11 protein-coding genes and 1 tRNA gene are annotated in these 11,885 nt (G+C 40.6%); 7 read left to right on the forward strand and 5 right to left on the reverse strand.

The features are described from left to right. Window positions 1-61 precede the first annotated feature (61 nt). Window positions 62-631, reverse strand: a complete 570-nt coding sequence (locus AB1488_11310; protein MEW6410673.1) for a DUF4390 domain-containing protein — start codon at window positions 629-631, stop codon at window positions 62-64. Between the two features lie 95 nt (window positions 632-726). Here AB1488_11310 and AB1488_11315 point away from each other — a divergent pair, with 95 nt between their 5' ends. The 6 genes from AB1488_11315 to rseP are packed head-to-tail and all read left to right on the forward strand — an operon-like array spanning window position 727 to window position 7,358. Beyond that, window positions 727-1,608: a phosphatase PAP2 family protein gene (locus AB1488_11315; GenBank protein ID MEW6410674.1), complete on the forward strand. Its 882-nt coding sequence runs from the start codon at window positions 727-729 to the stop codon at window positions 1,606-1,608. Between the two features lie 52 nt (window positions 1,609-1,660). Continuing rightward, window positions 1,661-3,502 (forward strand): VCBS repeat-containing protein, encoded by a 1,842-nt coding sequence (locus AB1488_11320; GenBank protein MEW6410675.1) that lies wholly within the window; start codon window positions 1,661-1,663, stop codon window positions 3,500-3,502. An 11-nt stretch (window positions 3,503-3,513) separates the two neighbouring features. Beyond that, window positions 3,514-4,314 carry an isoprenyl transferase gene (locus AB1488_11325; protein MEW6410676.1) on the forward strand — a complete coding sequence of 267 codons (801 nt, stop codon included), beginning with the start codon at window positions 3,514-3,516 and terminating at the stop codon, window positions 4,312-4,314. Continuing rightward, window positions 4,304-5,116 (forward strand): phosphatidate cytidylyltransferase, encoded by an 813-nt coding sequence (locus AB1488_11330; protein ID MEW6410677.1) that lies wholly within the window; start codon window positions 4,304-4,306, stop codon window positions 5,114-5,116. Before AB1488_11325 ends, AB1488_11330 begins: the two co-directional genes overlap by 11 nt. After that, the gene (locus tag AB1488_11335; protein ID MEW6410678.1) at window positions 5,107-6,285 is read left to right on the forward strand and encodes a 1-deoxy-D-xylulose-5-phosphate reductoisomerase; all 1,179 of its coding nucleotides are present in this window, start codon (window positions 5,107-5,109) and stop codon (window positions 6,283-6,285) included. The genes AB1488_11330 and AB1488_11335 overlap by 10 nt, the downstream gene beginning before the upstream one ends. Beyond that, window positions 6,279-7,358: an RIP metalloprotease RseP gene (gene rseP, locus AB1488_11340; GenBank protein MEW6410679.1), complete on the forward strand. Its 1,080-nt coding sequence runs from the start codon at window positions 6,279-6,281 to the stop codon at window positions 7,356-7,358. The genes AB1488_11335 and rseP overlap by 7 nt, the downstream gene beginning before the upstream one ends. A gap of 4 nt (window positions 7,359-7,362) precedes the next feature. On the opposite strand, the gene AB1488_11345 is transcribed toward rseP, so the two are convergent. The 3 genes from AB1488_11345 to AB1488_11355 all read right to left on the reverse strand — a co-directional run bounded on the left by AB1488_11345 (window position 7,363) and on the right by AB1488_11355 (window position 9,506). Further along, a tRNA-Met gene (locus AB1488_11345) sits at window positions 7,363-7,439 on the reverse strand. A gap of 131 nt (window positions 7,440-7,570) precedes the next feature. After that, window positions 7,571-9,199: a chaperonin GroEL gene (groL, locus tag AB1488_11350; protein MEW6410680.1), complete on the reverse strand. Its 1,629-nt coding sequence runs from the start codon at window positions 9,197-9,199 to the stop codon at window positions 7,571-7,573. Window positions 9,200-9,245: 46 nt separating this feature from the next. After that, window positions 9,246-9,506: a co-chaperone GroES gene (locus AB1488_11355; GenBank protein ID MEW6410681.1), complete on the reverse strand. Its 261-nt coding sequence runs from the start codon at window positions 9,504-9,506 to the stop codon at window positions 9,246-9,248. Between the two features lie 370 nt (window positions 9,507-9,876). On the opposite strand from AB1488_11355, the gene AB1488_11360 reads away from it, so the two are divergent. Beyond that, window positions 9,877-11,319, forward strand: a complete 1,443-nt coding sequence (locus tag AB1488_11360) for a menaquinone biosynthesis decarboxylase (protein ID MEW6410682.1) — start codon at window positions 9,877-9,879, stop codon at window positions 11,317-11,319. On the opposite strand, the gene coaE is transcribed toward AB1488_11360, so the two are convergent. Continuing rightward, a partial coding sequence (gene coaE / locus AB1488_11365) for a dephospho-CoA kinase (GenBank protein MEW6410683.1) occupies window positions 11,316-11,885 on the reverse strand: 570 nt, incomplete at its 5' end. The two genes, AB1488_11360 and coaE, sit on opposite strands and share 4 nt — an antisense overlap.

Genomic DNA, 11,885 nt, shown 5'->3' on the forward strand with positions numbered 1-11,885 from the left:
ATCTCAGAATTACTACCCTCTTACGAACACCCCAAAAAATCTTTGGATTTTCGGATTCCCTTTACTTACTCCTCTTAATGGTAAAGAATTGCGATTTCTTCCATTCAGTCTTAAAGTCAGAAGTTGGAACAAAGAAAAGCACATATTCAAGAAGTGGGTGGAGTTTTCTGAATTTCGACTCTGCCATAACACGAACAAAATATAAACTATCAGGTTGTAGCACTGAAGTATCGAGCACTTTAATACGGTCTACAACTGTAACCCATTTCTTCATATCATCAAAGCTGGAAAACATCCTCTCACTAAGATAGAGACCATCATAGGATGTGATACGATAATCCTTTTTAATCATATCGTATTTTATAGTTCTCTGTATGGTTTTAGATGCTATGAATTCATCCGGCCAGTATCTCCAAACCCTGAACACATCTATATGGAATGTGATCTCTTTTTCAATGCCATTATGGATAGCATCAATGAATTCTTTACTAAAACCGCTGAGGGAAGCAGAGACAATCATATTATTGGTATTTGTTGTAACAGTGACATTAGAGATGCTGCTGGCATTAGCCCATGTGTTGTAACCTGTAAAGATGGCGAGGAATATAAAAAGCACCACAGCTTTCTTCATACCTCAAAAATATAATATATACAGCGAATTGTCAAGGACTAAGGAGACCTTTAAAGTGCTTGAAATTTATCTAAACAGCCTCTTATAATTACCACATGGGGGCTTATTCCATAAAACCAGTTGACATACTCACCTTAATATTTCTCAGCTTTTTAATGACCACTACTGTTATCTTTGCCGAAAATATACCTGGATGGAGGCTGTTGATGTTTATATATCTCATGCTCTCAATTATACTTATTTCGCTTATATATTTCAGAGGTAGAAATCCTGCACTTACCTTTGAGATTATACATGACATCCTTTTCCCTGTAATAGTTGTACTCCTGATATTTGATAGTCTCGGTGGGATTGTTCACTATATTAATCCACGAGATATAGACCCTATACTTATAAAAATAGACTATTCCATCTTCGGGGTACACCCCACTGTATGGCTCGAAAGGCTCTCGACACCATTGCTGACAGACATATTACACATATCATACACTACATATTATTTCCTTCCTATCATCCTCGGTATAATTCTGAAACTTAAGAAAAAACATGCTGAATTTGATCTTACAATCTTTTTGATTCTGCTCGGTTTTTATACCTCATATATTGGATACATCCTCTTCCCAGCGCTAGGACCAAGATTTACCATAGAACACCTCCATGCATCGGAGATCACAGGCAGCGGAATTACACAATGGATTCGTCAAACCCTTGATAGTTTAGAGGGAATAAAACGCGATGCATTTCCGAGTGGTCATACAGAGATCGTACTAATTTTGCTTTACATCGTATGGAGATTCGAAAAGTTATTATTCTACATATATATACCACTCATTGTAATGTTGATGTTTTCTACTGTCTACTGTCGCTATCACTATGTTATAGATGTCTTAGCTGGTGGGTTACTCGCTGTTGTGTGCATATTAATTGGTCCAAAACTTTACAATCTCCTCGAATTTAACAAACAACGACGCATTTGACTTTTACTGCGTAAAAAAGATACACTTATTTTAAAATAGAAAGGGCGTTTTGATGAAAAGGCATTTGATTCTCTTATCTCTATGGCTACTATCAATCTTTTTCCTCTTTACAGTTAGTTCTTCTACCGCCTCAGAGCCGCAAGAGGGGACTTCCCCAAAATCCCTCGATTTTTTGGGGGCTCAAGATGAGGCAGATATGTCCTTGATTGCTAAGAGATTAGCTGATTATTTCCCCCCTGTTGAGGGAAGGGTTGTAGCGGTTGTGGACAGACATCTGAAGATAGATGTTGGTAAGAAGGCTGGTCTTGCTAAGGGAATGCGGCTCTCTGTCTTCAGAAAGGGAAAGGAATTCTATCATCCTGTAACCAAACAGGTTCTCGGCAGGATGGAGGAATCTCTTGGAACCGTTGAGGTAGAAGGTATCTCAGATGATTCTGCTATTGTCCGGAGGTTAGATACCTCAAATACAGCAATAAGACCGGGTGACGGTGTAAGAATAACAAAAGCACCTATAAGACTGGCGATTGTCACTGCTAAAGGCTCAGATGAAGATATTATTAACATGCTTGCGGAAATTCTTGAAGGAACTGAACGCTTTAATATAAAATTTACCCCCGATCTTCCTCAGAAGACCACAAAGGAATTAGTAGAAGAATCTATCAAAAAAAGAGGTGGAACAATCGGTGCAGATGCAGTATTATTCGTCGAGACTGAGCCTACGGGTACAAAAATTCGAGTAAATACATCTCTTTACTGGGCATCAGATGGAACCTACGCCTCAATCTATAAAGGTGAAGTTGATCTCGCTGCATTGAAGAGACTTGCCGAAGAAGAGAGTATAATACCACTGAGGAAAGACCACTGGAAGGATATTGCATTCAATTTCAGAGCAAGGCTTCTTGTTATAGGTGATTTTGATGGAGATGGCAAAAAGGAAGTAGCCATAAGTGATGGAATAAAGATAAAGATATATAGACCTGAGAAAGGAGAACTTGTTGAAATCTGGTCAGATAAAGATGACTTCAACAACAATCATATAGCCCTTGATGTAGGTGATATAAACAAAGATGGGAAGGACGAGATATTTGTCACCAACTGGGTAGATGGAATTTTGAGTTCTTATGTAATAGAGTATGTGGATGGTGGTTATAAGAGGATATGGGAGAAGGCAAGACTATTCTTTCGTGTGCTTGCTCTCCCTGAAAAGGGAATGTCCCTTATAGCGCAGGAGTCAGGCACAGCAGAGCCGTATGGTGGAATGATATATGAATACCACTGGAAGGATAGAAGATATATTAGGAAGGATGCATTAAAGCTTCCAAGGGATATAACTTCGATATATGGTTTTGCTTACATCGACTGGAACAAAACCAATTCTTATCAGATAATTACTATAGATAACGACGATTATCTAAACCTTTATAGTATAGATGGAAGCAGAATATGGAAGAGCACTGAAAGATACGGTGGTGCAACTGTAAGGTTCGATACCACATTCACAGCGGGTGGGCTCTTTGGTGAAACTGTTACTGTAATGGTAACAGGCAGGATACTTGTCAAGGATTCTGAGGATGGCAAAAGACAGGAGGCTATAATAATAAAAAATATACCCATGACATATATATTCAAGTATTTTAAGGGGTATAAAGAGGCAGAGGTCTATGGTTTCTGGTGGAATGGAAGCCAGATGGCTGAGCGGTGGTTCATAAAAAAGATTAACGGTGTCATAACCGATTATCAGATAGCAGACATCTTTGAAAAGGGTAAAAAGAACCTTATGCTTCTTACAAACCCTACGCTCCGAATGATTACAGGTAAGAAGTTCACACTTAGAGGTGTTGATAGCATCTTTGCATCGAGGAGTAACATCCTTATGTATTTTATACCCAACTGATGGGGATCTCGATGAGTGAAAAACAAAAAGACAGTGGGTTTGAGAATCCCTCAGAAAAAGAGATGCTCTCTTTAATAGACAGGAATGCTCTACCAAAACATGTTGCTATAATAATGGATGGGAATGGACGATGGGCAGAGCACAGGAGATTGCCAAGAATAGCAGGACACAGGAAGGGCATGGAATCGGTCAGAAAGACAGTCACGCTATGTAGAGAGTTGGGTATAAAGGTACTCACATTATATGCATTCTCAAAAGAAAACTGGGGAAGACCAAAAAATGAAGTAAATGCACTCATGAGGCTTTTAGAGGTATATCTACAGAAAGAAATAGCTACAATGATGAAGAATAATATACGATTTACGATAATTGGTGATACAGAGTTGCTGCCTCACAGGATACAACAGAGGCTTCAGTCTGTCATTAAAAAAACTGCTAATAATACAGGTCTGATATTAAATATTGCGCTTAGTTATGGGGGGCGTGCAGAGATACTGAATGCAGTAAAAAAACTATTTCAGGATATATCTGCAGGAAGATTCTCCATAGAAGGAATCGATGAGGTTACCTTCGAAAGATATCTTAACACTGCTGGAATACCAGAACCAGATCTGATAATCAGAACAAGCGGTGAAATGAGAATAAGCAATTTTCTACTATGGCAGTCTGCATACTCTGAACTTTATTTTACTGAAACCCTCTGGCCTGATTTTAAACGGAAAGCGATGCTCGCTGCACTTATAGAATATCAAAAAAGAGAACGGAGATTTGGATTGATAAAAAATAAAGATAGGAGCGACTATGGGTTATAATTCGACAGGCTCATCAAGGATACTCTCAGCTCTTATCCTTATACCTGTTATCTATATTATTGTAAAGTATCTTTCACCACCCTTTTTTTATGCCCTCATAATCCTTGTAGCATGTATAGCCCAGCTTGAGTTTTACAGGATGTTTGCAGAGAAAGGGATCAAACCCGCGAAACTAATTGGAATAATTCTCGGTATTGCCTCTTTCTTTGTATTCTATTTCAGGGGATACGGTGTTAACTTAGATATAATAGCTATACTAGCCATATTTTGTATTGCAACAGAGCGATTGTTCTCACGGAAAGATATAAAATTAGCATTTATCGAAATAGTCATCACATTCTTTGGTATCTTTTATATTAGCTGGCTTCTCTCCTACCACATACTTATAAGAGGTATGGATTGGGGCAGTGAACTTCTTTTGTTTTTGTATACGGTCATCTGGTCAGGTGATACAGCAGCATATTATATAGGAAGCAGATGGGGAAGACACAACTTACATTCCACTGTGAGTCCAAGAAAAACAGTAGAAGGTTCGATTGCAGGGGTAATCGGAGGAATATTAGCTGTCCTCGCCTTAAGACAATGGTTATTTGACATTCTTACCCCCTTTGATTGTATCACTGCCGGCCTCATTCTCGGGATATTCGGGCAGCTCGGTGACCTCACAGAGTCGGTCTTTAAAAGAGGCGCAGAAGTAAAAGACTCTGGTGCTATAATACCGGGTCATGGGGGATTACTAGATCGTATCGATAGCCTTCTCTTCGCAGGTCCTGCACTTTATTATTACTGGATATGGCGGTAAAAAAATTATCCATATTAGGGTCGACAGGTTCGATTGGAACAAATACCCTGGATGTTGTGAAAAGATTTCCAGAGAGATTCAAGGTTCTCGGTCTATCCGCAGGACACAATATAGCACTCATCAGTGAACAGATCCGTAGATTCAGACCCAGAGTTGTCTCTGTTGCTACTGAATCTGAGGCAAATGTCCTGAAAGAAGAATTCAGTGGATCTGATATCGAGATATTGTATGGCACAGAAGGACTTGTAGCTGTATCAACCATTGTGGAGTCAGATATGGTCGTTTCTGCTATTGTCGGTGCAGCAGGACTGATTCCGACATACTCTGCTATCAAGGCAAAAAAGGATATTGCTATCGCAAACAAGGAAGCCCTTGTTATGGCAGGGGAACTTATTATATCCGAGGCAAATAAACAAAGGATAAGGCTGCTTCCTGTAGATAGCGAACACTCTGCAATCTTTCAATGCCTTGCAGGACATAACAAAGATGAGATATACAGGATTATACTTACAGCTTCTGGTGGACCATTCCTTGATTATTCGGATTCAGAACTCAGAGATGTAAAACCAGATGAGGCACTGAAACACCCTACATGGAAGATGGGCAAAAAGATAACAATAGATTCAGCCACCCTGATGAATAAAGGGTTCGAGGTAATCGAAGCGAGGTGGTTATTTAACATTGAGCCTGAAAGAATCAGGGTGCTAATTAATCCTGAAAGTATTATACATTCTGCGGTAGAATATATAGATGGCTCAGTAATTGCTCAAATGTCATTACCTGATATGAGGGGACCGATTGCATACGCCCTTTCATACCCAGAAAGGACGAATCTGGAACTACCAAGGTTGGACCTTGCAATGATAAAACATCTAACATTTATAGAACCCGACATGGAACGATTCCCGTGTCTTAAATATGCCTATAATGCTATTAATGCAGGGGGTATTATGCCCACTGTATTAAACGCCGCAAATGAGGTTGCCGTAAATGCATTTCTTAATCACAGATTAAAATTCACGGAAATACCTGAGATAATTATCTCAACAATGGAAAGACATAAACAGGAAAATGTGGACAGCATAGATGCTATTCTTTTTGCAGACAGGTTAGCAAGGGAAGAGGCAGAAGGATATATTAAATCAAGAAAGGAAAAGACCGTATGTTAACAATCATCTCTGCAATAGTGCTCCTCGGTATCCTGATATTTGTCCATGAATTAGGACATTTTCTTGCTGCTAAAAGACTTGGTGTAAGTGTTCTGAAATTCTCTCTTGGATTTGGACCGAAGGTTGTTGGTAAAAAGATAGGTGAAACAGAGTACCTCATATCAGCTTTTCCACTTGGCGGTTATGTTAAGATGCTTGGAGAAGACCCTGCGGAACTCGTCAATCCCTCTGATGCTAACAGTTCTTTTATGGCTCAGCGTGTATGGAAAAGGACATTAATAGTCTTTACGGGTCCCTTATCCAATCTCTTGTTTGCGGTTATCATTTTTACAGGGATATTCATTTTAGGTATACCAGTATTAACATCAAAAGTAGGAAATGTGCTGGAGGACTCACCTGCGATGTCTGCTGGCATCCAGGAAGATGACAGAATTACAGCAATCAACGGGATAAAGGTCAACAAATGGACAGAAATGGTCAAGATAGTTCAGAGGAGCGAGGGTAAGGCATTGAGACTAACGATACAGCGTGATAATCGCACCTTTGATATAGAACTTACCCCAAAGAAAAAGATTACAAAGAACATATTCGGAGAAGACAAAGAGGTATGGATGATGGGTATATCTGCCAGCAAAGAATCCATCACTGAACGATCAGATCCATTAACTGCTGTAGTTAATGGTGTCTCAAAGACAATTGAGATAACTACCCTGACTGTAATTGGAATCATAAAGATATTCCAGAGGATCGTCCCTACAGAGACTATAGGTGGTCCCATCCTTATAGCACAGATGGCTGGAGAGCAGGCAGCTCATGGGTTTATGAGTTTTATGATATTCATGGCAATAATAAGCATTAACCTCGGTGTGTTGAATCTTTTACCTATTCCTATACTTGATGGTGGACATCTTTTATTTCTTGGGATCGAAAAGATAATGGGAAAACCCTTAAGCATGAGGAAACGAGAGATCGCACAGCAGATCGGACTATTTTTATTAATATCATTGATGATATTTGCCTTCTATAATGATATAGTGAGACTCTTTGAAGGAAGACCAACCATACCCAGATAAAATCTGGTGGCGGTGACTGGATTCGAACCAGTGACTCTGCGGATATGAGCCGCATGCTCTGACCGACTGAGCTACACCGCCCTGCTCTATTATCGAAACAAATATAGACAATATCAGAAGTAGTTGTCAAGGGGAGTTAACTCCAATATAAAAAGGGGTTCGGATGAACCCCCCTTTTATATACTAATGAACCTTAATCGGCTTTTTGATTTTTAATACATCCCTCCCATGCCACCGCCGTGAGGCATTGGATGCTCTGGCTTCTCTTCTGGTATCTCTGTTACAGCTACCGCTGTGGTAAGCATCAATCCAGCAACGCTTGCTGCATTCTGAAGGGCATACCGTGTAACCTTTGTGGGGTCAATTATGCCAGCCTGCATCATGTCAACAAATTTTTCAGTATTGGCATCGAACCCTACATTGGTCTTCTCTTTCTTTACACTTTCAACAACTATCGAGCCTTCCACACCTGCGTTATTCACAATCTGGCGGATTGGCTCTTCGAGTGCCTTCTTCACGATGTTTATACCTATCTTCTGGTCTTCGTTTTCTCCCTTCAGTTTGTCCAACGCTGGAATACATCTCATCAGTGCCACACCACCACCAGGAACTATCCCTTCTTCAACCGCAGCCCTTGTAGCATGGAGAGCATCCTCTACCCTTGCCTTCTTTTCCTTCATCTCAGTTTCGGTAGCCGCACCAACATTAATAACTGCTACACCACCAACAAGTTTTGCAAGCCGTTCCTGAAGTTTTTCTCTGTCATAATCAGATGTCGTCTCATCTATCTGGGTCTTTATCTGTTTTACTCTTCCCTGTATCTTGGAAGAATCTCCTGCCCCTTCTACTATGGTGGTATTTTCCTTATCTATACTTATCTTCTTTGCCCTGCCGAGATCTGAGAGTTTCACATTCTCAAGTTTTACGCCAATGTCTTCAGAGATAACCTGTCCACCAGTGAGTATCGCTATATCCTCAAGCATTGCCTTCCTTCTGTCACCAAAGCCTGGTGCCTTGACAGCTGCAACCTGAAGCGTTCCCCTGAGTTTATTCACCACGAGTGTGGCAAGTGCCTCTCCTTCTACATCCTCAGCGATTATGACAAGAGGCCTTCCCATCTTTGCGATGTGCTCAAGTATCGGAAGAAGGTCTTTCATACCACTGATCTTCTTTTCATTGATAAGGAGAAAGACATCCTCAAGGTTTGCCTCCATCCTTTCAGGGTCAGTAACAAAGTATGGGGATATATATCCTCTGTCGAATTGCATACCTTCAACCACCTCGAGGGTAGTTGTCATGCTCTTTGCCTCTTCAACCGTAATAACACCATCTTTCCCTACCTTGTCCATCGCCTCTGCAATAAGATTCCCTATCTCTGGGTCGTTATTTGCTGAGATTGTCCCAACCTGTGCTATCTCTTTTTTCTCCTGAGTTGGTTTGCTGAGTTTCTTTAGCTCCTCAACAACCATCTCTACAGCCTTATCTACGCCTCTTTTAAGATCCATAGGATTTGCACCTGCTGCAATGTTCTTTACTCCCTCTTTGTAGATCGCTGTTGCAAGCACAGTAGCAGTGGTTGTTCCATCACCAGCAACATCGCTGGTCTTACTTGCAACCTCCTTTACAAGCTGAGCACCCATATTTTCATAGGGGTCTTTTAACTCTATCTCTTTTGCGACTGTTACACCGTCTTTGGTAATTGCAGGTGCACCATATTTCTTATCGAGTATTGCATTCCTGCCTTTCGGACCGAGAGTCGCCTTCACAGCGTCGTTAAGGAGTGTAACCCCCTTTAATATTGAAGACCTTGCCTGTTCATCAAAAAGAACCTGTTTTGCCATTTTAAATCCTCCCTCTGGGTCGCAGACTCTACGAATCGGACCCTATTTATTGAATTATCCCGAGTATCTCTTCTTCCTTCAGTATTAGATAGTCAACATCATCTATCTTAATCTTTGAACCCGAATACTTGTCAAAAAGCACCTTATCTCCGACCTTTACCTCCTTCACTTCACTGCCAACTGCCTCTACAATTCCTTTCTGTGGCTTCTCCTTCGCGGTATCAGGCACATATATTCCTCCTGGAGTTTTTTCCTCCTCTTGAGAATACTTAATAAACACCTTCTCTTTTAATGGCTTGAATTTCATAGTTTAACTCCTTTCTTTAATCCTGATGTTTAGTTAGTGTTTTCACTACTCTACGAGTCGTAGACCTTCATAAAATTCCTCTCTTTGAGTTAACCTACCTCCTTTCTTCGTCCATATATTATTTTATTATTAGCACTCACCTTAAACGAGTGCTAATATATTTTATATTTCGATTTAAAGGCAAGTATATTTTATAGCAAGAAATTATTATTAAGGTGTGAAAAATAAAATTAACACCGTCAATCTTTAATTTTCCTATTTTTTCTCTTATTATCTTACGCTTGCTGTCATTTCGCACTTTTTATGCCTTTTTCAGGGCTCTCACCATAATCATTTGACAAGTCATGCAATTTTCAATTATCATTTTTTTATGGCATACAGCGACCTGAGAGAGTTTATAAAAGTCCTTGAAGAAAAAGGACTACTCAGAAGAATAAAGGCAGAGGTTGATCCAGTTCTTGAGATAACAGAGATAACAGACAGAATAACTAAGCAAGGGGGCCCTGCCCTGCTTTTTGAAAAGGTAAAGGGCTCAAATTATCCTGTTCTCATTAATGCCTTTGGCTCATACGAAAGGATGTGTCTCGCCCTAAAAGTAAAGAGCCTTGATGACATAGGTGTCAGAATGCTTGAATTCATTGAGCCAGAGATACCAACAAACCTGATAGAGAAGCTCAAAACCCTCCCGAAGTTAAAAAGACTTGCTGATTTTCTACCCCGTTATGTCAGGGACGGTCCCTGTAAGGAAGTAATAATAAAGGATAATCTATCACTTGCTATCTTTCCTGTCATCAAATGCTGGCCTGAGGATGGGGGAAAATTTATTACCCTGCCTATGGTCTTTACCAAACATCCAGTCACAGGTGAACGCAACTGTGGCATGTATAGGATGCAGGTATATGACGAAAGGACAACAGGTATGCACTGGCACATCCACAAAGATGGTGCCAGGCATTACAGGGAGGCAGAGAGGCTCAAAAAGAGGCTTGAGGTGGCAGTAGCCATAGGTTCTGACCCAGCAGTTATATATTCAGCCACCGCACCACTTCCACAGGGTATAGATGAAATGCTCTTTGCAGGATTTTTGAGGGAAGAACCTGTCGAACTTGTGAGATGTGAGACGGTAGACCTTGAAATACCTGCTAATGCTGAGATTGTGCTTGAGGGCTACTGCGAACCATTCGAAAGAAGGATAGAAGGTCCTTTCGGCGATCATACTGGATATTACTCCTTACAGGATGAATACCCTGTGTTTCATATCACCTGCATAACCCACAGAAAGGACTTAATATATCCTACCACCATTGTAGGAAAACCACCGATGGAGGACTGTTTTATTGGTAAAGCTACAGAGAGAATCTTTCTACCACTGATTAAAAAGCAGCTTCCTGAAATAGTTGATATAAACCTCCCGATAGAGGGGATATTTCACAATCTCGCCTTTATCTCTATAGATAAACGTTATCCAGGACATGCAAAGAAAGTGATACATGCAATATGGGGAATGGGGCAGATGATGTTTACAAAGATCATCGTTGTTGTTGATTCCCATGTGGATGTGCAGAACCTCTCAGAGGTTATCTGGAGGGTAGGAAACAATGTAGATCCCCGCAGGGATGTTGTAATAGCGGAGGGCCCCCTTGATGTCCTTGACCATTCATCTCCCCTGCCAAATTACGGTGGAAAGATGGGAATTGATGCTACAAAGAAATGGAAATCTGAGGGATTCACCCGCGAGTGGCCTGATGACATTACTATGAGTGATGAAATAAAACGACTCGTTGATGAAAGGTGGAAGGAATATGGGATTTAGATTTCATTACAAATTCTTCTTACCTCCGACTTCAGATCTTCGATCCTGCTGCTGCCATCAATAATATAATCCGCATAGGCTTTCTTTTCCTCCATCGGTATCTGTGCGTCAATCCGTTCCTCCGCCTCACTTTCACTCAATCCTCGTTCGATAAGTCGCTCTAACTGTATACGCCTATCCACATAAACAAGCACAACCTTATTTACCTTTTTATGATATCCAGTCTCGATTAATAGAGGAATATCAAGAACTACTATGGCATCGGCTTCATTTCTCTGAATTTCTTTAATTCGATCCTCTATCACGGTATATACTCGTGGATGAATAATATTCTCAAGAGCCCTTCTTTTCTCTTCATCCCTGAATACGAGTGCTCCAAGTTTAGTGCGGTCTATAGAACCATTCGGTTTAAGGACATTCTTGCCGAATAATTCCACTATTTCCTGCCATACAGGTGTGCCTTCTTCGACAATATCTCTAACTATCTCGTCTGCATCAATGAGATGGGCACCAAGTGATTTAAAGACCGAACCTACAGTGCTTTTCCCGCTCGCAATCCCACCTGT

The organism is Nitrospirota bacterium, assembly GCA_040756155.1.
Lineage (GTDB): Bacteria > Nitrospirota > Thermodesulfovibrionia > JACRGW01 > JBFLZU01 > JBFLZU01.

Bases quoted from the DNA above. Each gene is read 5' to 3' on its own strand.
- AB1488_11310 (MEW6410673.1), bottom strand. From the start codon at position 631: ATGAAGAAAGCTGTGGTGCTTTTTATATTCCTCGCCATCTTTACAGGT.
- AB1488_11315 (MEW6410674.1), top strand. From the start codon at position 727: ATGGGGGCTTATTCCATAAAACCAGTTGACATACTCACCTTAATATTT.
- AB1488_11320 (MEW6410675.1), top strand. From the start codon at position 1,661: ATGAAAAGGCATTTGATTCTCTTATCTCTATGGCTACTATCAATCTTT.
- AB1488_11325 (MEW6410676.1), top strand. From the start codon at position 3,514: ATGAGTGAAAAACAAAAAGACAGTGGGTTTGAGAATCCCTCAGAAAAA.
- AB1488_11330 (MEW6410677.1), top strand. From the start codon at position 4,304: ATGGGTTATAATTCGACAGGCTCATCAAGGATACTCTCAGCTCTTATC.
- AB1488_11335 (MEW6410678.1), top strand. From the start codon at position 5,107: ATGGCGGTAAAAAAATTATCCATATTAGGGTCGACAGGTTCGATTGGA.
- rseP (MEW6410679.1), top strand. From the start codon at position 6,279: ATGTTAACAATCATCTCTGCAATAGTGCTCCTCGGTATCCTGATATTT.
- groL (MEW6410680.1), bottom strand. From the start codon at position 9,199: ATGGCAAAACAGGTTCTTTTTGATGAACAGGCAAGGTCTTCAATATTA.
- AB1488_11355 (MEW6410681.1), bottom strand. From the start codon at position 9,506: ATGAAATTCAAGCCATTAAAAGAGAAGGTGTTTATTAAGTATTCTCAA.
- AB1488_11360 (MEW6410682.1), top strand. From the start codon at position 9,877: ATGGCATACAGCGACCTGAGAGAGTTTATAAAAGTCCTTGAAGAAAAA.